General features: G+C 71.5%; 15 protein-coding genes. 11 read left to right on the top strand and 4 right to left on the bottom strand.

From position 1 onward, the window contains the following. Window positions 1-275 precede the first annotated feature (275 nt). Window positions 276-1,760, bottom strand: a complete 1,485-nt coding sequence (locus SSOG_RS13760; RefSeq protein WP_009714831.1) for a M81 family metallopeptidase — start codon at window positions 1,758-1,760, stop codon at window positions 276-278. 166 nt (window positions 1,761-1,926) lie between these two features. Between SSOG_RS13760 and SSOG_RS13755 the strand changes: the two genes are divergently transcribed. The 6 genes from SSOG_RS13755 (at window position 1,927) to SSOG_RS13730 (ending at window position 12,304) form a co-directional block, all read left to right on the top strand. Beyond that, on the top strand, window positions 1,927-3,735 hold the full coding sequence (locus SSOG_RS13755) for a peptide ABC transporter substrate-binding protein (RefSeq protein ID WP_009714830.1): 1,809 nt from the start codon (window positions 1,927-1,929) through the stop codon (window positions 3,733-3,735). Continuing rightward, window positions 3,732-4,682 carry an ABC transporter permease gene (locus SSOG_RS13750; protein WP_009714829.1) on the top strand — a complete coding sequence of 317 codons (951 nt, stop codon included), beginning with the start codon at window positions 3,732-3,734 and terminating at the stop codon, window positions 4,680-4,682. Before SSOG_RS13755 ends, SSOG_RS13750 begins: the two co-directional genes overlap by 4 nt. After that, window positions 4,679-5,581: an ABC transporter permease gene (locus SSOG_RS13745; RefSeq protein ID WP_009714828.1), complete on the top strand. Its 903-nt coding sequence runs from the start codon at window positions 4,679-4,681 to the stop codon at window positions 5,579-5,581. The genes SSOG_RS13750 and SSOG_RS13745 overlap by 4 nt, the downstream gene beginning before the upstream one ends. After that, window positions 5,578-7,668, top strand: a complete 2,091-nt coding sequence (locus SSOG_RS13740; protein ID WP_009714827.1) for an ABC transporter ATP-binding protein — start codon at window positions 5,578-5,580, stop codon at window positions 7,666-7,668. The genes SSOG_RS13745 and SSOG_RS13740 overlap by 4 nt, the downstream gene beginning before the upstream one ends. Before the next feature lie 138 nt (window positions 7,669-7,806). Continuing rightward, window positions 7,807-9,924 (top strand): phosphocholine-specific phospholipase C, encoded by a 2,118-nt coding sequence (locus SSOG_RS13735; protein ID WP_009714826.1) that lies wholly within the window; start codon window positions 7,807-7,809, stop codon window positions 9,922-9,924. A gap of 148 nt (window positions 9,925-10,072) precedes the next feature. After that, on the top strand, window positions 10,073-12,304 hold the full coding sequence (locus SSOG_RS13730; RefSeq protein ID WP_050799854.1) for an MMPL family transporter: 2,232 nt from the start codon (window positions 10,073-10,075) through the stop codon (window positions 12,302-12,304). 12 nt (window positions 12,305-12,316) lie between these two features. Here the strand turns inward: SSOG_RS13730 and SSOG_RS53540 are convergent, their stop codons facing one another. From SSOG_RS53540 to SSOG_RS13720, 3 genes are all read right to left on the bottom strand, one after another. After that, entirely contained in the window at window positions 12,317-12,484 is a 168-nt protein-coding gene (locus SSOG_RS53540; protein WP_009714824.1) for a DUF6191 domain-containing protein, read from the bottom strand. Between the two features lie 72 nt (window positions 12,485-12,556). Then, window positions 12,557-13,753: a PQQ-dependent sugar dehydrogenase gene (locus SSOG_RS13725; RefSeq protein ID WP_009714823.1), complete on the bottom strand. Its 1,197-nt coding sequence runs from the start codon at window positions 13,751-13,753 to the stop codon at window positions 12,557-12,559. Between the two features lie 117 nt (window positions 13,754-13,870). After that, window positions 13,871-14,869, bottom strand: a complete 999-nt coding sequence (locus SSOG_RS13720) for an aldo/keto reductase (RefSeq protein ID WP_078510302.1) — start codon at window positions 14,867-14,869, stop codon at window positions 13,871-13,873. A gap of 73 nt (window positions 14,870-14,942) precedes the next feature. On the opposite strand from SSOG_RS13720, the gene SSOG_RS13715 reads away from it, so the two are divergent. From SSOG_RS13715 to ilvC, 5 genes are all read left to right on the top strand, one after another. Further along, window positions 14,943-15,947, top strand: a complete 1,005-nt coding sequence (locus SSOG_RS13715; RefSeq protein ID WP_009714821.1) for a 2-hydroxyacid dehydrogenase — start codon at window positions 14,943-14,945, stop codon at window positions 15,945-15,947. Between the two features lie 341 nt (window positions 15,948-16,288). After that, complete coding sequence (locus SSOG_RS13710) at window positions 16,289-19,216, top strand: putative bifunctional diguanylate cyclase/phosphodiesterase (protein WP_039937499.1); 2,928 nt, start codon at window positions 16,289-16,291, stop codon at window positions 19,214-19,216. 209 nt (window positions 19,217-19,425) lie between these two features. Next, window positions 19,426-21,285 carry an acetolactate synthase large subunit gene (locus tag SSOG_RS13705; protein ID WP_039937498.1) on the top strand — a complete coding sequence of 620 codons (1,860 nt, stop codon included), beginning with the start codon at window positions 19,426-19,428 and terminating at the stop codon, window positions 21,283-21,285. Window positions 21,286-21,321: 36 nt separating this feature from the next. Further along, window positions 21,322-21,846, top strand: a complete 525-nt coding sequence (gene ilvN, locus SSOG_RS13700; RefSeq protein ID WP_009714818.1) for an acetolactate synthase small subunit — start codon at window positions 21,322-21,324, stop codon at window positions 21,844-21,846. Window positions 21,847-21,921: 75 nt separating this feature from the next. Next, window positions 21,922-22,920, top strand: coding sequence for a ketol-acid reductoisomerase (gene ilvC, locus SSOG_RS13695; protein WP_009714817.1), 999 nt, complete (start codon window positions 21,922-21,924; stop codon window positions 22,918-22,920). Window positions 22,921-23,119 lie beyond the last annotated feature (199 nt).

The raw sequence follows: 23,119 nt of genomic DNA, 5'->3' as shown, positions 1-23,119 counted from the left end.
CCTCCGCGGAACGATTGCCCACAACCAGCCACATTCGGCCCCTCTCGGGGAGCTGGGCCGGGGCTGGGATGGCTCGCCACCCAGCCTCGGCCGGGCATCCCAGCCCCTCCGGCGTTTGAGGAGCGGGGTCCTGGGGCGGAGCCCCGGCGGGGGTGCAGGGGGCGGAGCCCCCGCAGCGGGGGCCGGGGGCGGGCGTGCCCCACTCCCAGCCCCTCCGGCGTTTGAGGAGCGGGGGCCGGGGTGGAGCCCCGGTTTCGGGAAGGGGCGGGGTGGGGTCAGAGCAGGACCGGGGTCAGGTCGGGTTCCGACATCTCCTCGTCGAACGGGTACAGCGGGCGCACCACCCGCCGGTGGCCCAGCCGTAGGAGGTCCTGGTCGACGCCCCCCGGCGTCAGGGCCAGGCGCCAGTCCGCCGCCATCTCGTACAGCTCCGGCTCCAGATAGCCGATCTTCACCACGACGAGGTCGTACGTCCGAGGATCCAGCTCCCCGAAGTCGGCCACCCGATGGAACGGCTTGCGGCGGCTGGTCAGCAGAACGGTCACCCCACCGCACCGCACCGCCGCGAGGTCGCCACCCACCTCGTCGCCGGGGCGCAACGCGACCACCTCGCCGACCAGGTCGTACGGCCCGCCGTGCGCCTCGGCCCCGCTGAAGTGCCCGCCGACCGCAACCGTGACCGTGGCGCCCACCCCCGCGGCGAAGCACCGCGCGACCGCCGCCGGGTCGGTGATGCCGGGGTGGAGGGCGGTGGCACGACCGGCGGCCAGGTCGTCGTGGGCGAGCAGGCGGCGCAGCATGTACGCGAGGTCACCGGCCCCGCCCGCCGTCGGGTTGTCGCCGGAGTCGCTGATGAGGAAGGGGCGGTCGGGCGAGGCGAGGGCGTCGGCGATGCACGCGTCGGCGCTGCCGGTAGGGCCGACGAAGGCGAAGTCGCGCCGCACCTCCCAGTACTCGCGGGCCAGCGACCGCGCCTGGTCGACGACGAGCGCGGGATCATCCCCGGTGACGACCACGGTGGCGCGGCAGCGCGGTTCGTCGGCCCAGGCGTAGCCGACCCAGATGGCCGCGTCCACGACGCCGTCCAGCGCCTCGACGGCGGCCAGCCGTCCGTAGAGCGAGGTGGCGGGCTCCAGCCGGGTGCTGGTCTTCTCGCCGGGCAGCAGCACCGGGATCTGCACCCAGGCGATGTGGGGGCGGCCCTTGCCGGAGACGAGGCGTTCGACGAGTTTGCGGGCGGCGCGTTCACGCGTCTCCCAGGCGTCCTCGTGCGGGGCGAGGCGGTGCGCGGTGAGCAGGTCGAGGCGGTCGGCGAAGCGGCGTGAGACGTTGCCGTGGAGATCCATGGCGGCGGAGATCAGCGCGTCGGGCCCGATGGCCTCCCGTACGGCGTCGGTGAGATCGCCCTCGGCGTCCTCCAGGCCGACGACGCTCATCGCGCCGTGGATGTCGTACACCAGCCCGTCGAGGGGACCGGCCGCCCGGATGCGGTCGGTGAGTTCGGCCTTGACGCGTGCGTACGTCGCGGGGTCGACGGGCCCGCCGGGGAGCGAGACGGCGTGCACCAGGGGCACCCATTCGACGACCTCGGCCAGGTCGCCGTCCGGACGGGTCCAGTCGTAGCGGGCCAGCAGCTCGTCGCCGCGGGTGACCCGGAAGTCGTCGTAGGCGGCGCGGTGCGGGCTGAAGGTGCTGGACTCGATGTGCATGCCGCCGATGCCGATCCGCAGGCGACGGCCTCGGGAGATGGGGGGTGCCATGCTGCCTCGCTTCCGCTCGATCCGCGCTCACCTTATGCGTTGGCATGCGTTGGCCGAATGAAGACGCTGTCACAGCGGGCCTTTGGTGGTTAACATCCGTGGGTTCCCGTACCAGACGTAACAGAGCCTTGATGGGGTTTCACCGGCGTCCGTACGCGGAGGCAGCATGGGTCGGTCCGAAACACGCACACGCTTACGCACCCTCCTCGCCGGGCTGCTCGCGGTCCTGCTGACCCTGCTGACCGGCGGCTGTTCGGCCTGGTCCGGGCGGGTCACGGACGTGGGCGCGATCGGCGGGACCAGGGTCGAGGGCGGTACGGCGACCATGGCGCTGCCGCCCGCCGCCGGGCCCAACTGGATCTTCCCGATCGGCGCCCCCGGCTATCTGGCCTCGTACAACGGCGCCCTCCAGAACCTGCTGTATCCGCCGCTGTACCAGCCGGTGCGCAAGGGCGGGACGCTCACCATGGACAACCCGCGCAACCTCGCCGAGCCACCCCGCTACGGCGACGGCGGCACGACCGTGACCGTCACCCTGAAGAAGGGGTACACCTGGTCCGACGGAACGCCCGTGACCACGGGGGACGTCAAGTTCTGGTTCGATCTGATCAAGGACAACAAGAAGGAGTGGGGCGGCTACTCGCCGGGCCTCCTGCCCGACAACGTCAGGCGTTTCGAGACCGTCGACGACCGCACCTTCCGGCTCCGCCTCGACCGCGCGTACAACCCGGCCTGGTTCACGGCCAACCAGCTCGGCCAGAACGTCGTACCCCTGCCGCGCCACGCGTGGAATCCGCGGAACGAAAGCCCCCGGAAGACCTTCGCCCGGCTGCTCGGGCACGCCAAACGGCTGTCGGCGTTCGCCACCGATCCGCTGTGGAAGACCGTTTCCGGCCCCTGGAAGATCGAACGGTGGAGCACCTCCGGTCAGGTCTCGCTCGTCCCCAACCGGCGTTACACCGGCCCGGACAAGCCCCATCTCGACCGCGTCGTCTTCAAGCCGTTCACCACCGCCGACTCCGAGTTCAACGTGCTGCGCTCCGGTGGCGTCGACTACGGCTACATCCCGCCCTCCGTCATGGCCCAGGCCGGACGGTTCAAGGAGCGGGGCTATCGCGTCGACCCGTGGGAGGGCTGGGCGATCACGTACATCGTCCTCAACCTCAACCACCCCACCACGGGCCCGATGCTGCGTCAGACCTATCTGCGCCAGGCCCTCCAATACCTGATCGACCAGCGCTCCATCGCCCGGGTCGTCTGGCACGGCACCGCCGCGCCCACACGCGGCCCGATCCCGGCCGGTCTGCTCGCCCGCGACCCGTACCCGTACGACCCCGCCCGGGCGCGGCGGCTGCTGGCCGCGCACGGCTGGCGCGAGCGCGGCGGGGTGCTGCGGTGCGTACGGCCAGGGACGGGGCCGGACGCCTGCGGCAAGGGGATCAGGGACGGGCAGCGGCTGAAGCTCTCGCTGCTCTCCCAGTCCGGCTCGACCGAGACCTCCAACCAGATGCAGGAGATCAAGTCCTCGTACGACCGGGCCGGGATCGCGCTCGACATCCGGCAGCAGCCGCTGAACACCGTCCTCGGCACGACCGTCCCGTGCAAGCGGACCGAGCCGCTGTGCTCGGCGTGGGAGCTGGGGTTCTTCGGCACGGCGGGCAGCTGGTACTTCCAGCCCGCCCCCAGCGGGGAACAGCTCTTCGCCACCGGCGCCCCCTCCAACATGGGCAACTGGTCCGATCCGCGCGCCGATGAGCTGATCAAGGCGACCGAGTACTCCGGCGATCCGGCCGCCATGCGGCGCTACGGGGAGTACGTCGCACGGCAGGTCCCCGTCCTGTGGACCCCCAACCCCGCGTACCAGGTCTCCGTCATCCGCAATGACCTCCGCGGCATCGACCAGAACCCGACCCTCACCCTCGCGCCCCAGGACTGGTACTTCGTCAAGGCGGACAAGAAGGCGGGGCGCGGATGATCCGCTTCCTGGCGAAACGGACCGCACAGGCCGCCGTCGTCCTGCTCCTCGTCTCCGTCATCGTCTTCGTGCTGCTGCACCAGCTCCCCGGCGGCCCGGCCCGCGCGATCCTCGGCCCCAAGGCCACCCCGCAGGCCGTCGAGCACTTCAACCACCAGCAGGGCTACGACCGCTCGCTGCCCCTCCAGTACGTCCACTACCTGCGCCGACTCCTCACGGGCGACCTCGGCGAGTCGTACAAGCTCAACCAGACCGTCACCGCCGTGCTGGCCGACCGGCTCCCCAGGACCCTGGTGCTGACCGGGCTGTCGATCGCGCTCGCGGCCGTCCTCGCCGTTCCGCTCGGCGTCCTCCAGGCCGTACGCCGCGGCCGGATCGCCGACCATCTCCTCACCGGGGCCGCCTTCCTCGCGTACGCCACGCCGGTCTTCTTCCTCGGCCTCGTCCTCATCCTCGTCTTCAGCCAGCGGCTCCAGCTCTTCCCGGCCGAGGCACCGCAGGCGGACACGGTCGGCGGCATCCTGTCCGATCCGCGCGCCCTGGTGCTGCCGGTGGTCACCCTGGCGCTCGGCATCGTCGCCGCCTTCAGCCGCTACACGCGCTCGGCGGTGCTGGACAACCTGAGCGAGGACTACGTCCGCACCGCGCGCGCCAAGGGCCAGTCCAACGCCCGGATCATGGCCCGGCACGTGCTGCGCAACGCGCTCATCCCGCTCGCGAGCCTCCTCGGCCTCTACCTCCCGACGCTGCTCAGCGGGTCGCTCGTCGTGGAGTCGATGTTCAACTACCCGGGGATGGGGCTGCTGTTCTGGAACGCGGCCCAGGGCTCGGACTTCCCGGTGCTGCTCGGGGTGACGCTCGTCGTCGGTGTCGCCACGGTCCTCGGCTCGCTGTTCACCGACATCGCGTACGCCGTCCTCGACCCCCGGATCAGGAGCGTTCCGTGACCGCCGCAGGGTCCGTGAGCGCCGCGCCCGCCACCCCCGGCCCCGGCCGCCGCGCGCTGGCCGTCTTCACCCGCGACAAACCGGCCCTGGCGGGCGCGGTGGTGCTGGTGGCGCTCATGGCCTTCTGCTTCCTCGGGCCGCTGATCCGCCCCACCGACCAGGTGCACACCGACCTCGGCCGGGCCAACCTCCCGCCCGGCAGCCCCGGCCACCCGCTCGGCACCACCGACCTCGGCTACGACATGCTGGGGCGGCTGATGACCGGCGGTCAGACCTCCCTGGAGGTCGGCCTCGCGGCGGGGCTGCTGGCCACCTTCATCGGCACCGTGTACGGCGCGGTCGCGGGCTACTTCGGCGGCTGGCTCGACGCCGCGATGATGCGGATCACGGATGCCGCGCTGGCCATCCCGGCGCTGTTCCTGCTGGTCGTCGTGGCCACGATCGTCACCCCGAGCAAACCCGTGCTGACCCTGATCATCGCCTCCGTCGCCTGGCTGTCCCCGGCCCGCCTCATCCGCGGCGAGGCGCTGGCCCTGCGCAGCCGCGACTACGTCCACGCCATGCGGCTCATGGGCGGTGGCGGCACCCGGGCCGTCTTCCGGCACATCGTGCCGAACGCCATCGGCACGGTGATCGTCAACGCCACGTTCCAGATCGCCGACGCGATCCTGTACGTCGCCTATCTGTCGTTCCTCGGCCTGTCCATCCCGCCGCCCGCCGCCGACTGGGGCTCCATGCTCAGCACCGGCATCACCTACACCCAGGTCGGCTACTGGTGGCTGATCTTCCCGCCCGGTATCGCGATCGTGCTCGTCGTCGCCGCGTTCACCTTCCTCGGGGACGGCCTGCGGGACGCCTTCGACGTGCGGCTCCAGCGGACCCGGAGGAACCGCCGATGACCGACTCCCTGTTGCGCACGGACCCCCGGTTGCCCACCGACTCCCTGTTGCGCATCGACGACCTCCACGTGGAGATCCCGGCCCGCGACGGCGACCGCCGTCGCACCGTGCACGCCCTCGACGGGGTGTCCCTGGACCTCGCCCCGGGCGAGGCGCTGGGCATCGTCGGCGAGTCCGGCTGCGGCAAGACGATGACCGCGCTGAGTGTCCTGGGGCTGCTGCCGGGCGGAGCCCGTATCACCGGCGGTTCCGTCGCCTTCGCCGGTACGGACCTGGCGAGCGCGCCCGAACCGGTGCTGCGGGGCGTACGCGGCAACACCATCGGCATGGTCTTCCAGGACCCGTTGACCTCCCTCAATCCCACCATGACCATCGGCGCCCAGGTCGCCGAACCGCTGCTGCTGCACAAGGGCGTGGGGAAGGCGGAGGCGTGGCGGCGGACCGAGGAGATGCTGCGGCTGGTGGGCCTGCCGAAGCCGGGGGAGCGGCTGCGGACCTATCCGCACCAGCTCAGCGGCGGTATGCGGCAGCGGGTCGCCATCGCCATGGCGCTGATCTGCGAACCCGCGCTGCTGATCGCCGACGAGCCGACGACGGCGCTGGACGTCACCACGCAGGCCCAGATCCTGGAGCTGATCGACGAGCTGCGGACGCGGCTGGGCATGGCGCTGATCCTGGTCACCCACGACCTCGGGGTGATCGCCCGGCGGGTGGACCGGGTGGCGGTGATGTACGCGGGCAGGACGGTGGAACGGGCCGGTGTCCGCGCCCTGTTCGCGGCCCCGCGCCACCGCTACACCCAGGCCCTCTTCGCCGCCCTTCCGGAGCGCGCCGCCGACGCGTCCCAGCCCCTGGCCACGATCCCGGGCCTCCCGCCGTCGCCGGCGGACCGCACCAGGGGGTGCCGCTTCGCGCCGCGGTGCGAGTTCGCGTCGGAGCGGTGTGAGACGGAGGAGCCGCCGCTGTCGACGGATGAGGGCGCGTCCCGCGATGCGCACGCCTTCGCCTGCTTCCATCCCGTACCGCCGGACGCCGACCCCGTCGCCCAGCTGGTCCCCGCCGTCCCGGCCCCCGTCCCGGTTCCCGCCGATGATGTCCTGCTGCGGGTCACCGGCCTGACCAAGGACTACCCCCTGCGCGGCGGCCCGTTCGCCCTCCGCCGGGGCGCGGCGGTGAGCGCGGTGGCCGGGGTGTCGCTCTCCGTGCGGCGCGGGGAGACGTTCGGGATCGTGGGGGAGTCCGGCTGCGGGAAGTCCACGCTCGGCAGGCTCGTCGTCGGTATGGAACCGCCGACCGCGGGCTCCATCCGTTTCGGCGAGCGCGACCCCGCCGCGCTGGACCGCCGTGCGCGCAAGGCGCACCGCCGCGAGGTGCAGCTGATGTTCCAGGACTCGTACGCCTCGATGGACCCGCGGATGCGGGTGGCGGCGATACTGCGCGAGCCGCTGGTCATCCAGGGCATCGGGGACCGTGCCGGGCAGGACGCGCGGATCGCGCGGCTGCTGGACGACGTGGGGCTGCCGCGCGGTGCGGTGGACCGCTATCCGCACGAGTTCTCCGGCGGCCAGCGGCAGAGGCTCGGGCTGGCCCGGGCCCTTGCGCTGTCGCCCTCGCTGGTCGTGGCGGACGAACCGGTCTCCGCACTGGACGTGTCCGTACAGGCGCAGATCCTCAACCTGATGCGGGAGCTCCAGCGCGAGAAGGGGGTGGCGTATCTGTTCATCTCGCACGACCTCGCCGTGGTCCGGTATCTCGCGGACCGGGTCGGCGTGATGTACCTGGGCAAGCTGGTGGAAACCGGCCCCGCCGCGACCGTGTTCGCCTCGCCCCTCCACCCGTACACCCGGGGGCTGCTGGACACGGCGGACCATGCCGATCCGGGCGACGGCGCGGGCGTACGGCCGTCGGCCGCGCCGCTCGGCGGGGAGACGCCGTCCGCAGCCGATCCGCCCTCCGGCTGCCGGTTCCGCACCCGCTGCCCGTACGCCCGGGACATCTGCGCGCGCGAGGAGCCGATGCCCGCGGAACCGGGCGCTCCGGGGCACGCGGTGGCCTGCCACTTCCCGCTGGCCCCGGCTGCGCGCTGATCCCGCTGGTCCTGCTTTGCGCTGATCCCGGCCGTCCTCCGAGCCGGGCTGCCATGCCGCCGTCACGCCGCGGATGTTCACCGGCCACCTGCCCTTGTTAGCTTCCCGAGCGGACGCACACGGACAGGGGAGGCTCAGGTGGCATCGGACATCGCACGCCGGAGGCTGGTCGCGCTCGGCGCCGGGGCGACGGGCGCGGTCGCGGCGGGTTCGCTGCTGCCGCCGTCGCTCCGGGCCGCCCTCGCCGCGTACCCGGCCCCGCCGCCCGGCGGTCTCGACGCCATCGAGCATGTGGTCCTGCTGATGCAGGAGAACCGTTCCTTCGACCACTACTTCGGCACGCTCCGGGGCGTCCGCGGCTACGCCGACCCGGGCGCCGTCACCCTGCCCGGCGGGCAGAGCGTCTTCGCGCAGCCGAAGCCGGGCGGCGGCCATGTCCTGCCATTCGGGGCGCGCGAGGCGGCCGAGGCGCAGCGCGAGGACCTGCGGTTCGTGGGCCAGCTCGACCACTCGTGGGACGGCGGCGCGAAGGCGTGGCACGGCGGCTGGATGGACAACTGGATCGCCGCCAAGTCCCCGGCCACCATGGTCCACTTCGACCGTGCGGACATCCCGTTCCACTACGAGCTGGCGGACACGTTCACTGTCTGCGACGCGTACCACTCCGCCATCCACTCCTCCACCAGCCCCAACCGGAACTACTGGGTCAGCGGCACCACCGGCTATGAGCCGGGGCCGGACGGCGGGCGCGCGGTCGGCAACGAGGCGTACGAGGAGGACAGCCACCCCGGCTACGACTGGACCACCACCGCCGAGGTGCTGGAGCGGGCCGGGGTGAGCTGGAAGGTCTACCAGGAGTGGGACAACTTCCAGGACAACAACATCGAGTTCTACCGGCCGTTCAAGGCCGTGGCCCGCAAGGCGCTGGCCGGGCTGGGCTTCACCAGCACGAACGCGTTCTACACGAAGGTGCGGGAGGCGTCCGGCGCCGAGCGGCGTCGGCTCCTCGACGGGCTGGAAGCGGGCCTGGAGCAGCTGACGGACGACGAACGGCGGCTGTTCGAGCGGGGCTTGCGCCGGGCCCCGGAGGGCGGCTTCGAGGAGGCGTTCCGCGCCGACGTGGCGGCCGGGCGGCTGCCCTCGGTGTCGTACCTGGTGCCCTCCCCGCTGGACTCCGAGCACCCCGACGTCTCCACCCCCGCGCACAGCGCCACGGTGACGTACGCGGTGCTGGACGCGCTCGCCGCCCACCCCGAGGTGTGGCGCAAGACGGCGGTCTTCCTCACCTACGACGAGAACGACGGCTTCTTCGACCACGTGGTGCCGCCCAACCCGCCCGCCGACGTGGCCGAGGAGTGGTGGCAGGGGCGGCCGCTGGGCCTGGGGATGCGGGTGCCGATGCTGGTGATCTCGCCCTGGACGGTCGGCGGCTACGTCTGCTCCGAGCTGTTCGACCACACCTCCGCCAACCGCTTCCTGGAGAAGTGGCTGGGCATCGAGGTGCCGAACATCTCCACCTGGCGCCGGGCCGTGTGCGGCGATCTGACCGGCGCCTTCGCGTTCGGCAGCGCCGCCGCCCCGCAGCCCCTGCGCCACCCGGGGCCGCCCCCGGAGGACCGCGCGCACTGGACGCCGCGGCCGCCCGCCGACCAGCGGATGCCGCGGCAGGAGGAGGGCACGCGTCCGGCCCGCCCGCTGCCGTATCAGCCGGAGGTGTGCGGTGTGTTCGAGCCGCGGGCGGGGGTGATGCGGCTGGCGCTGGCCAACGCCGGGGTGCGCAGCGCGCACGCCATCCTCTTCCCGTACGCGGGCGAGTACGAGGCGCCCCAGCACCGCGACCTGGCGCCCGGGACCCTGTCCACCTGGGACGTTCCGGTGCGGGACGGGGAGTACGACTTCGTCGTCACCGGGCCGAACGGCTTCCGCCGCGAGTTCCGGGGCACGGCCGACGGCGCCGCGGCCGGGCTGCGGGTGCGCGGCGGCATCGACGGCCGCCGTCGGCAGCTGACGCTCACCATCACCAACAAGGGGGAGCGCACGATCGAGGTCACCGTGCGCCCGCGCGCCTATGTGGCGGACGCGGACGCGCGGCAGATGACGGTGAGCGTGCGGGCGGGCTCGACGAAGGCCGTGGAGTTCTCGGCGAAGGAGGGCCGCGGCTGGTACGACCTGGTGCTGACGGCCGAGGGCGACACCTCCTTCCATCGCCGTCTGACCGGGCACATCGAGAACGGGCGCCCCTCGGTCAGCGGCTGACCCGACGCGTATCGGAGCTGTTGGTTCCGGATGTGGCGAAGCCCACAAAGGGGACAAAGGATCTTTTCCGGCTGACACAGTGCTTTGGTCACAAGCACATCACGACGCACTTGGTGCACAGACTTGGTGCACAGACCGGAAAGCAGCCATGGCCGCACTCGCACGATGGTGTATCAGACGCAGCGCCGTCGTGATCGTGCTCTGGCTGGCCGCCTTCGCGGGGGTCGCGACCGCGGCGGCGGTGACCGGCTCCGCGTACTCCAACGACTACGACATCCCCGGCACCGAATCCTCCACGGTCTCGCGCCTGCTGGAGCAGCGGTTCCCGGACCGGGCCGGGGACACCGACACCATCGTGTGGCACACCGCCGACCAGGCCGGAACCGTGCGCTCCGCGGACGTCGAGCGGCGGATGACGGCGGCGCTGGGGCGCGTCGCCGAACTGCCCGGCGTCGTCTCCGTCACCGGTCCGTACGGCACCGACGACACCAGCCGCATCAGCGCCGACCAGCACACCGCCTACGCCACCGTGGTCTTCCGCGAACCCGCCGCCGACCTGGGCGAGAACGAGGTGCGCCGGGTCCTGGACACCGCGCGCTCGGCCGCCGTACCCGGCCTGGAGATCGAGATGGGCGGCGCGGGCGCCGGGCTCACCGAGACGGCCGCGCCCGCCCATCTCAGCGAGGCCATCGGCGTCGCCGTGGCCGCCGTCGTCCTCTTCCTCGCCTTCGGCTCGCTCGCGGCGACCCTGCTGCCGATCGCCACCGCGCTCGTCGGCGTCGGCACCGCGTACGCGGCGATCGGGCTGCTCGGCCACGCCATGAACGTCGCCGACTTCGCGCCCATGCTCGGCATGCTGATCGGGCTCGGCGTCGGCATCGACTACGCCCTGTTCATCGTCACCCGGCACCGCCGGGGGCTGCGGCAGGGGCTGCCGGTCGCCGAGGCCGCACAGCGCGCGGTGACCACCTCGGGCCGTGCGGTGATCTTCGCGGGCGCGACCGTGTGCCTGGCCCTGCTCGGCATGCTGGTGCTGCGGCTGAGCTTCCTGAACGGCGTCGCGGTCGCCGCCGCGCTGACGGTCGCGCTCACCGTCGCCGCCTCGATCACCCTGCTGCCCGCGCTGCTCGGGCTGATGGGGATGCGGGCCCTGAGTCGCCGCGAACGCCGACGGCTGGCCGAGGACGGGCCGCGGACCAGGACGGTGCCCGGCCTCGCCACCTGCTGGGCGTCCTTCGTGGAACGCCACCCCAAGGTGCTGGGCGCGGTCGCCGTCGGCGTCATGCTGGCGCTCGCCCTGCCCACCCTCTCGCTCCGGCTCGGCACCTCCGACCAGGGCAACAACCCCGAGACCTCGACCACCCGGCAGGCGTACGATCTGCTCGCCGAGGGATTCGGGCCCGGCTTCAACGGACCGCTGACGCTCATCGGCAGTATCGACGGCGCCGAGGACCGGATGGCCTTCACCCGGCTGACCACCACCCTGCGCACCACCGAGGGCGTCGCCTCGGTGAGCGCCGCGGACCTCGGCGGCAGGGGCGACACCGGCGTGATCACGGTCGTGCCCACCACCGCCCCGCAGTCGCCCGACACCTCGGGGCTCGTCGAGCGCCTGCGCACCGACGTCCTGCCGAAGGCCGAGGAGGGCACCTCGCTGCGGGTGTACGTCGGCGGGCTGACCGCGGGCTACGACGACTTCGCTGCAGTGATCGTCTCCAAGCTGCCGCTGTTCGTGGGGGTGGTGGTGGCGCTGGGATGTGTGCTGTTGCTGCTCGCGTTCCGCAGCATCGGTATCCCGGTCAAGGCGGCGGTCATGAATGTGGCCGCCGTCGCCGCGTCCTTCGGTGTCGTGGTCGCGGTCTTCCAATGGGGCTGGGGGAGCGAACCGCTGGGGCTCGGCAGGGCGGGCCCGATCGAGCCCTTCCTTCCGGTGATCATGGTGTCGGTGCTCTTCGGGCTCTCCATGGACTATCAGGTGTTCCTGGTCAGCCGGATGTACGAGGAGTGGCAGCACACCCGCGACAACCGGCTCGCGGTCCGGGTGGGCCTCGCCGAGACCAGCCGGGTCATCAACTCCGCGGCCGTCATCATGATCGCCGTCTTCTCGGCGTTCGTGCTCAGCGGCGACCGGATCATCGCCATGTTCGGCATCGGGCTGGCGGCCGCGGTGGCCCTGGACGCCTTCGTCCTCCGCACGCTGCTGGTGCCCGCCCTGATGCATCTGCTCGGCGGCGCCAACTGGTGGCTGCCGGGCTGGCTGGAGCGGATACTGCCGCGCATCAGCATCGAGGCGTCGGACCCGGACCCGGATCAGCGGCCGCTGCCCGTGCCCAGGCCGCGCGCGCCCGAGGAGGACGCGACCCGCACGCCCGTACCGTAGCCCCCGGGGCCGTCAGCCCTCGCGGGGCCGGATGACCACCTGGCCGGAGTCGAGGTCTATCGGACCCTTCCACGGAGGGTCGCCGTCGCCGACGTCCTGCAGCGTCAACTCCAGCCGGTTGCGCTCCTCTTCGGTGTGCCTGCGACCGGGCGCGAACAACTCCTCGATGAGGTTGAACATGGCGACCCCCGTAGGTGTGGGACTGGGGCCAGTGTAAGCAGACCGCCCGAAAAGGGGCCGGAACCGCCCGCGTCAGCTGATGTCCAGCCGCAGGATCCGGTCATCGTCCTTGCCCGGATCACCCCGCCCGTCCGTATTGCTCGTGACCACCCACAGCCCACCGTCGTCCGTGGCGACCACCGTGCGCAGCCGCCCGTACTTCCCGGTGAGGAACGCCTGTGGCTTCGCCACCGGCTTGGTGCCCCGCAGCGGAATCCGCCACAGCCGCTCACCGCGCAGCCCCGCCATCCAGATGGAGCCCTTGGCGAACGCGATGCCGCTCGGCGAAGCGTCCTCGGGCTTCCACTGCTCGACCGGATCGACGAACCCCTTCTTCCCGGCCTTGCCCTCCGCCTCCGGCCAGCCGTAGTTCTTCCCCGGCCGGATCAGATTCAGCTCGTCCCAGGTGTCCTGGCCGAATTCCGATGCCCACAGCCGCTTCTGGGCGTCCCAGGCCAGCCCCTGCACATTGCGGTGGCCGTAGGAGTAGACGACCGAATCGGCCGACGGATTGCCGTGCGCCGGTTCACCGTCCGGGGTCATCCGCAGGATCTTGCCGCCGAACGAGTCCTTGTCCTGGGCGAGCCCCCGCTCACCGCTCTCGCCCGTGCCCGCGTAGAGCATCTTGTCGGGGCCGAAGGCGATCCGGCCGCCGTTGTGGATCGCCCCCTTGGGGATGCCCTTGAAGATCGTGTCCGGGGCGCCCAGCTGATCGCCCGAGGGGCGCTTGTCGTCGTACACCATCCGCACGATGCGGTTGTCCGAGTCGGTGGTGAAGTACGCGTACACCATGTGGTCCGAGCCGAAGTCGGAGGAGACCGCCAGCCCCAGCAGACCGCCCTCGCCCGCGGGGGAGACGCCGGGCACGGACCCCAGCTCGGTCTGCTTCCCGCTGTCCGCCGCGATCTTGAAGATCCTCCCGGTGTCCCGGGAGGACACCAGCAGATCCCCGCCCGGCAGCGGGGCCACGCCCCAGGGCGATTTCAGATCGGTGGTGAGCAGGCTCGCCACCTTCGCCGAACCCTTCTTCGGCGCTGCCGACTCACCGGCCGAGGGCGCCGCCGACGACGGGGAGCCGCCCTTGGACCCCTCCTTCCCGGGCGCGGGCGAACTCGACTGCTCGAAGGGGGACCGGCCGTCGCCGGTCGAGCAGCCGGTGAGCAGCAGCAGGGCGGCGGTGGCGGCGAGGGCGGGGGCGGCGAGCGTGGGGGTGATGCGAGGACGTCGCACGGTCGGATTCCTCTCGGTGGGGCACGTGTGCCGCGGCACGGCACTGATTCTTATACACCGCAGCTCCGCGGCGGGTTCCCTTCCCGGAACCAGAGCCCACGCGACCCGAAGACACCTTCAGTCCCACGACCCCCGGGCGGGCGGCAGCGTCGCGATCTCGGCCAGGTCCTCGGCCGTCAGCATCACCTTCGCCGCCGCGGCGTTCTCCGCCGCCCAGTCCTCCCGCTTGGTCCCCGGCACCGGCACCACGTGCGGCCCCTGGGCCAGCAGCCACGCCAGCGCCACCTGAGCCGCCGTCACCGACTCCCCGTGCCGCTGTGCCACCCGCCGCAGCCCGGCCACGATGGGCTGGTTCGCCGCCATCATCTCCGCCGTGAAGCGCGGGTGGCGGGCCCGCATGTCCTCCGGCTCGAACCCCTGCCCCGGCGTGAGCGTCCCGCTCAGGAAGCCGTTGCCCAGCGGCATCGCCGCCAGGAAGCCCACCCCGCGCGAGGAGCACCACGGCACCAGCGCCTCCAGCGCCTCGGGCGACCACACCGACAGCTCCGCCTGCACACAGCTCACCGGGAAGACCTGCTGCACCCGCTCCAGCTGGCGCACCGTCGCGTCGTGCATCCGGGCCCCGGCCCGCCGCTGGGCCCGCGCCCCCACCGCGCACAGCCCCAGCGCCCGTACCTTTCCCGCCGCGACCAGCTCCGCCATCGCGCCCCAGGTCTCCTCTATCGGCACCTCGGGGTCGGCCCGGTGCAGCTGGTAGAGATCGATCACATCGGTCTGGAGCCGCCGCAGCGAGGCGTCGCACGCCCGCTTCACATAGCCGGGCCGCCCGTTGGCCACGATGTGCTGCTCGCCGACCAGCAGTCCGCATTTGGTGGACACGAAGGCGTCCGCGCGCCGCTCCTTGAGCGCCCGGCCCACCAGCAGTTCATTGGTGAAGGGTCCGTACATGTCGGCGGTGTCGAGCAGGTTCGCGCCCACGTCGAGCGCGGTGTGCACGGCGCGCAGCGAATGCTCGCCGTTGCGCTGCGAAGCGGTGTACGCCCAGCTCATGGGCATGCATCCAAGGCCGATCGCACCCACTTCGAGCGCCGCCGCTCCGATTGTCCTGCGCTCCACCTGGACTGACCCCTCCCGTTTCTCGCACCAAACTAACCTCTGCGGAGAGCCTCACTTCGCATAGCCTCCTGGCATGAGTGCAGATGACAGCGATACGTTCCGGCACCACGATTCGTCTCATGCCGCGTCCGGAGACCCGGCCCGCCCCCTCGCCTGGCTGCCCATCGCGCCGGACGAGATCGAGGGCCTGCCGGAGAACCTGGAGTACGCCCACTGGGACGGTGGCCCCGACTACCCCACCGACCCCGCGCGCGTCGCCTTCTACTGCGCGCCGTACATGAAGAGCCCCGAGGTGCTGGCCCGTCCTCTGGAGGCCATGACGGGCCTGCGGGTGATCCAGACCCTCACCGCGGGCATAGACGGCCTGCTGCCCTCCATGTCACGCGTTGTCCCCAATGTGCAGCTGTGCAACGCCCGGGGGCTGCACGACGCGAGCACCGCCGAGCTGGCCCTGACCCTGATCCTCGCCTCGCTGCGCGACATCCCCAACTTCGTGCGCGCCCAGGACGCCGGGGAGTGGACCCCCGGATTCCGTCCGGCGCTCGCGGACAAGTCCGTTCTGATCGTCGGGTACGGCTCGATCGGCAGCGCGATCGAGGACCGGCTCGAACCCTTTGAGTGCGAGCGGGTGGCCCGCGTCGCGCGCTCCCCGCGCACGACCGAGCGCGGTCCGGTGCACCCGATCGACGACTTGCCTCAACTGCTTCCGGACGCCGACGTCGTTGTCCTGGTGACCCCGCTGACCGACCGGACCCGGGGGCTGGCCGGAACGGACTTCCTGGCGAAGATGAAGGACGGAGCGCTGTTGGTGAACGTCGCACGGGGCGCGGTGGTGGACACCAAGGCGCTCCTCGCCGAGGTGGAGAGCGGCCGGCTGCGGGCCGCGCTGGATGTGACCGACCCCGAACCACTGCCCGCCGGGCATCCGCTGTGGCACGCTCCAGGAGTGCTCATCACCCCGCATGTGGGCGGTCCCTCGTCGGCCTTCCTGCCCCGCGCCAAGCGGCTGTTGCGCGCCCAGCTGCACCGGTTCGCCGCGGGTGAGCCGCTGGAACATCTCATGATGACCACGGGGTAGACGAGGGGCAACATGCCCCTGGCAGTACATACAGGCATCGATTGACTGCACTCCGTATATACAACGCCGTAGTCGATTACGGTGAGTAGATGGTCTATGTCCCTGAGTGACCAGTCTGGTGTATCGTCCCGAGCGGGGGCTGCGCCAATGACCTGACGGCGTCAGCGATGGACCGGAACTCGAGGGGGGCGACGGGCGATGTATGGCCAATGGACCAACGACCCGACGCAGCTCAGGCGTCGACCGCGACTTTTCCGCGCAGCCGCGCGGCTCTCGATGACGAAGCTCATGGGGATACGGCTCGCCGAGCCGCGCCCCTTCGCACGACGGGCGGCAGCGCGGTGAGCGCCACCGGAGCGGTGCTCGCCCGCCCGGCGCTCTCGGGCGGCGCCCGGCTGCTGCCACAGGTCGTCCTGGCCCTGGTCTGCGGCGGATACGCGGTGGGCGCGGTGCTCGGCTGGGGATCGTCCGAACTGGCCGTCTTCATGGGTGACTTCGGCCTCGCCGCGGCCGCCCTCGCCGCCGCCGCGTCCTGTCTGTGGCACGGGCGCCGGAACTCGGGGCGGATGCGCCCGGCCTGGCTGCTGTTCGCGGCATCGTCGGCCATGACCGCGCTGGGCAACGGCACCTGGGGCTGGTACGAGGTGGTGCTGGGCCGTCCCGTGCCCACCCCCTCGTTCGCCGACGTCTGCTTCCTCCTCTTCGCGCCGCCCGCGATCGTGGGGATGCTGGTGCTCGCCAAGCGCCCGGAGAACCGGGCCGGGTGGATCTGCCTGGGGCTGGACGCCTGGCTGATCGCCGGGTCCCTGATGACCCTGTCCTGGAGCCTCGCGCTCGCCCACACCGGGCCGCTCGGCGAGGACGCCGCGAGCGTAGCCCGCAGGGCCTTCTCGCTGGCCTATCCGCTGCTGGACATCGTGCTGGTCAGCATGGTGATCGTGCTGCACTTCCGGCGCTCGTCGTCGGCCAGCAGGCCGGCGGTCAACACCGCGATCGGCGCGTTCGCCCTGACCGTGCTGTGCGACGCGCTGTTCACCTCGCCGCTGCTGCACGAGCACTACCGCTCGGGCCAGATCCTGGACGCGGGCTGGTTCGCCGGGTCGATGCTCCTGGCGTACGCGCCCTGGGTGGCCCGGCGGGACGCCGCCGAGGCCCCGCCGCCCGCGGCGCGCCGCCCCGAGGGGCGGAGCCGTCCCACCGCGGGTGCCTTCGCCGCCCTGGCGCCGTATCTCGCCGCCGCCGTCTGCACCCTGGGCATCCTGTTCAACCTCATGGACGGCCGCCCGGTCGACGGAGTGGTGCTCTTCACCGCCTGCGCGGTCGTGCTCGCCCTCCTCGTCCGGCAGGCGATCATGCTGATGGACAACATCGCGCTGACCCAGGAGCTGGCGCAGGCGGAGAACCACTTCCGCTCCCTGGTGCAGAGCTCCAGCGATGTGATCATGATCGCCGCGCCCACCGGCATCCTGCGGTACGTCAGCCCGGCCGCCTCCGGTGTCTACGGGCGGGACGCGGGCGAGCTGGAGGGCTCCGAACTGGCCTCGCTCATCCACCCCGAGGACCTGGGCCCGGTGGTCCACGAGGTGCGCCGGTTCCTGGCCGCCTCGCCGTGCGAGGAGCCCACCACCCGTATCGAGTGCCGCTTCCGCTCCGGATCCGGCGACTGGCTCAACGTGGAGTCGACGATCAACCGCCACCACGGCGGCCTGATCTTCAACAGCCGCGATGTCACCGAGCGGGTCCGGCTCCAGGCCCAGCTCCAGCACAGCGCCGAGCACGACCCGCTCACCGACCTGCCCAACCGCGCCCTGTTCACCAAGCGGGTCCGGCACGCGGTCGGCGGACGCCGCCGCACCGACGCGGGCACCGCCGTGCTCTTCATCGACCTCGACGGCTTCAAGGCCGTCAACGACACCGTCGGCCACCAGGCGGGTGACGAACTGCTGGTGCAGGCCGCCCGTCGGCTCCAGGAGTCCGTGCGGTCCGGCTCCGGCGACTGCGCCGCCCGACTCGGGGGCGACGAGTTCGCCGCCCTCATCGTGGGCGACGGCGCCGATGACACAAGCACCCGCGAATGCCGCATCCTGGAGATCGCCGACCGGCTGCGGGCCCGGCTCTCCCAGCCGTACCGGGTGGAGGACGGCACCGAGGTGCGGGTCGCCGCCAGCATCGGCGTCGCCTTCGCCGAGCCCGGCACCAGCCCCGGTGCCCTGATGCGCAACGCCGACCTGGCCATGTACCGGGCCAAGGCCGCCGGGAAGAACCGGGTCGAGCTGTACGCCCCGCAGATGCAGGCCGACGTGGCGCGCCGCGCCGAGGTCCAGACGCGGCTGCGCGCCGCCCTGCACGACGGCGAGTTCGTGCTGCTGCACCAGCCCGTCGTGGAGCTGGCGACCGGCCGGATCACCGCCGTCGCCGCGCAGCCCCGCTGGCGCTCCGCCCAGGGCATCCTGTTCACCCCGGCCGAGTTCCTGAGGGTCGCCGACAACAACGGACGCGGCGGCGACCACGGCCGCGCCGGTGAGGAAGGCGCCCGCACCGCCGAGCTGACCCGCTGGACGCTGGAGGCCGCCGTCGAACAGGCCGCCCAGCGCCGCCGGGACGGCCATGTGCTCCCCGTCTGCGTCCGGTTGCCCGCCGGGCGGCTGGTCGACAAGTCGATGCCGCCCAAGGCCGTCGAGACCCTGCTCGCCCGGCACGGCCTGCCGTCCGGTGCGCTGATCCTGGAGCTGACCGACAGCGACCCCCGGGTACCGCTGGACGAGCTGGAGCACCGCCTCGGGGCGCTGCGCCGGCTGGGGGTGCGGATCGCCCTCGACGGGTTCGGCAGCGGCTATGCCGCGATCAGGGCGCTGCGCAGGCTCCCCATCGATGTGCTCAAGCTGGACCAGGGGCTGGTCGAGGGGGTGGTGGAGTCGTCCCGGCTGCACAAGATCACCTCAGGGCTGCTGAGGATCGGCGGTGACCTCGGGATGCAGTCCATCGCGGAGGGCGTCGACCTCCCCGAGCAGCTGGTGACCCTGCGCGGTATGGGGTGCACCCACGCCCAGGGCATGGCCTTCAGCGGGCCGCTGGACGAGCACCGGCTGCGCCGGGCGCTGACCCGCGGCAGCTATCCGGTGCCGCGTTCGGACGCTCCGGTCCTGGTCGGAGGCGGGTTGCCGGTGCGGCACGGCGGTTACGGCGGGCATGGGCCCCGGCGTCCGGAGGCGGTGCACACCCATCCACCGACCCGCTCAAATACTGAGACTCCTGTCCCACCCACTTGACACCTGATACGCGCGGGGGGGAGGGTCGGAGCCATGCGCACCCGAATTCTCGTACTTGGACAGCGCGTCGGCTGAGCAGGCTCATGTTGAAGACCTGCGGACCCTCACCGGCGCGCTCCCCTCGCTTGCCTAACGGCACGAGGGGTTTTTTGTTGCACTGACGCCTGTGCACCGCCTTCCTCCCGCACCACACCTCATTCGAGAAGAGAATGCCGATGACCGAGCAGGCCTCCGGGGCCCATCATCCCCAGCCGCGGGCCCGTAACGGCGGACCGCAGTCCGCCACCGTCGAGCACGTCACGGGCGCGCAGTCCCTCATCCGTTCGCTCGAGGAGGTGGGCGCCGACACCGTCTTCGGCATCCCCGGTGGCTGCATCCTCCCCGCCTACGACCCGATGATGGACTCCTCGAAGGTCAGGCACGTACTCGTCCGCCATGAGCAGGGTGCGGGCCACGCCGCCACCGGTTACGCCCAGGCCACCGGCAAGGTCGGCGTCTGCATGGCGACCTCGGGCCCCGGCGCCACCAACCTGGTCACCCCGATCGCCGACGCCCACATGGACTCGGTCCCGATCGTCGCGATCACCGGCCAGGTGGCCTCCAAGGCCATCGGCACGGACGCCTTCCAGGAGGCGGACATCTGCGGCATCACCATGCCGATCACCAAGCACAACTTCCTGGTCACCAAGGCCGAGGACATCGCACGCACGATCGCCGAGGCGTTCCACATCGCCGCCACCGGTCGGCCAGGGCCGGTCCTGGTCGACATCGCCAAGGACGCGCTCCAGGCCAAGACCACCTTCTCCTGGCCGCCGCAGACCGATCTGCCCGGCTACCGCCCGGTGACTAAGCCGCACGCCAAGCAGATCCGCGAGGCCGCCCGGCTGATCACCCAGGCCGAGCGCCCGGTGCTGTACGTGGGCGGCGGCGTCGTCAAGGCGCACGCCACCGCCGAGCTGAAGGTGCTGGCCGAGCTGACCGGGGCGCCGGTCACCACCACCCTGATGGGGCTCGGCGCGTTCCCCGACAGCCACCACCAGCACCTCGGCATGCCGGGCATGCACGGCACCGTCGCCGCCGTCACCAGCCTCCAGAAGGCGGACCTGATCGTGGCGCTCGGCACGCGCTTCGACGACCGGGTCACCGGCAAGCTCGATTCGTTCGCCCCGTACGCCAAGATCGTGCACGCGGACATCGACCCGGCGGAGATCGGCAAGAACCGCGCCGTCGACGTGCCGATCGTCGGTGACGCCCGCGAGGTCATCGCGGATCTGGTCGTCGCGGTCCAGGCCGAGCACGACGCGGGCCACACCGGCGACTACAGCGGCTGGTGGGAGGACCTGAACCGGTGGCGCGAGACCTACCCGCTCGGCTATGACCTGCCCGAGGACGGCAGCCTCTCCCCGCAGCAGGTCATCCAGCGGATCGGCGAGCTGGCCCCGGAGGGCACGGTCTTCACCGCGGGCGTCGGTCAGCACCAGATGTGGGCCGCCCACTTCATCACCTACGACAAGCCCGCGACCTGGCTGAACTCCGGCGGCGCTGGGACCATGGGCTACGCCGTCCCGGCCGCCATGGGCGCCAAGGCCGGTGCGGAGGACCGTACGGTCTGGGCGATCGACGGTGACGGCTGCTTCCAGATGACCAACCAGGAGCTGGTCACCTGCGCGCTGAACAACATCCCGATCAAGGTCGCGATCATCAACAACGGCGCGCTGGGGATGGTCCGCCAGTGGCAGACCCTGTTCTACAACCAGCGCTACTCCAACACCGTGCTGCACTCCGGCCCCGGGGCCGACACCGCCCAGCCCAGCGCGGGCACCAGGGTCCCGGACTTCGTGAAGCTCGCCGAGGCCATGGGCTGCATCGGCATCCGCTGCGAGGACCCGGCCGACCTGGACGCCGTGATCGAGAAGGCCAACGCGATCAACGACCGGCCGGTGGTCGTGGACTTCATCGTCCACGAGGACGCCATGGTCTGGCCGATGGTCGCGGCCGGCACCTCCAACGACGAGATCCTGGCGGCGCGCGACACCCGCCCGGACTTCGGCGACAGCGAAGACGACTGAGGCCGGGACCGAGAGAGAAGAAGAGAGACAGACCGCATGTCCAAGCACACGCTCTCCGTCCTGGTGGAGAACACCCCCGGCATCCTCGCCCGGATCGCCGCCCTGTTCTCCCGCCGCGGCTTCAACATCGACTCGCTCGCCGTGGGCGTCACCGAGCACCCCGACATCTCCCGCATCACCATCGTGGTCAATGTCGAGGAGCTGCCGCTGGAGCAGGTCACCAAGCAGCTCAACAAGCTCGTCAACGTCCTGAAGATCGTGGAGCTGGAGGACGGCTCGGCCATTCAGCGGGAACTCGTTCTCGTGAAGGTCCGCGCCGACAACGAGACCCGCTCCCAGATCGTCGAGATCGTCCAGCTGTTCCGCGCCAAGACCGTGGACGTCTCCCCGGAGGCCGTGACCATCGAGGCCACCGGCAGCAGCGACAAGCTCGAAGCCATGCTCAAGATGCTGGAACCGTACGGCATCAAGGAGCTGGTGCAGTCCGGCACGATCGCCATAGGGCGCGGCGCCCGCTCCATCACCGACCGGAGCCTGCGCTCGCTCGACCGGTCCGCCTGACGAGACCCCCGAACCTTCACCCGCCCGCCCGTCATACGGTGGGAAGCACAACCCACACGCTAGGAGAATCCCGAAGTGGCCGAGCTGTTCTACGACGACGACGCCGACCTGTCCATCATCCAGGGCCGCAAGGTCGCGATCCTTGGGTACGGCAGCCAGGGCCACGCCCACGCGCTGTCGCTGCGCGACTCGGGCGTCGACGTCCGCGTCGGCCTGCACGAGGGCTCCAAGTCCAAGGCCAAGGCCGAGGAGCAGGGCCTGCGCGTGGTGACCCCCGCCGAGGCGGCCGCCGAGGCCGACGTCATCATGATCCTGGTCCCGGACCCGATCCAGGCCAAGGTCTACGAGGAGTCCGTGAAGGACAACCTCAAGGACGGCGACGCGCTGTTCTTCGGCCACGGCCTCAACATCCGGTACGACTTCATCCAGCCGTCGGCCAACGTCGACGTCTGCATGGTCGCCCCCAAGGGCCCGGGCCACCTGGTCCGCCGCCAGTACGAAGAGGGCCGCGGCGTGCCGTGCATCGCGGCCGTCGAGCAGGACGCCACGGGCAACGCCTTCCCGCTCGCCCTCTCGTACGCCAAGGGCATCGGCGGCACCCGGGCCGGTGTCATCAAGACCACCTTCACCGAGGAGACCGAGACCGACCTCTTCGGTGAGCAGGCGGTGCTGTGCGGTGGCACGGCGGCGCTGGTCAAGGCCGGGTTCGAGACCCTGACCGAGGCCGGCTACCAGCCGGAGATCGCGTACTTCGAGTGCCTCCACGAGCTGAAGCTGATCGTGGACCTCATGTACGAGGGCGGCCTGGAGAAGATGCGCTGGTCGATCTCCGAGACCGCCGAGTGGGGCGACTACGTCTCCGGCCCGCGGATCATCAACGACTCCACCAAGGCCGAGATGAAGAAGATCCTCGGTGAGATCCAGGACGGCACCTTCGCCAAGAACTGGATGGCGGAGTACAACGCCGGTCTGCCGAAGTACAACGAGCTGAAGAAGGCGGACGAGGACCACCTCCTGGAGACCACGGGCAAGGAGCTGCGCAAGCTCATGAGCTGGGTCGACGACGAGGCGTAAGCGCCCGGACGGCGCGGTGGACCGTGCCCCCGGGTGTGGTCGACCTGGACCTCGTTCCTCGGGGACCTGTGCCACGGCGATCTCGGTGACCCCGGTTCCGGGGGCGCCTCCCGGCCGTAGCCGGGAGGACGTCACACCGCCGGACACCGATCCGTCAGGCGGCCGGTGCGGTCCCCACGATCACGTCGGCCGCCTCCTC

The organism is Streptomyces himastatinicus ATCC 53653 (assembly GCF_000158915.1).
Taxonomy (GTDB): domain Bacteria; phylum Actinomycetota; class Actinomycetes; order Streptomycetales; family Streptomycetaceae; genus Streptomyces; species Streptomyces himastatinicus.
Note: the sequence above shows the minus strand (reverse complement) of the source record. Positions and strands in the feature narration are given on the sequence as shown.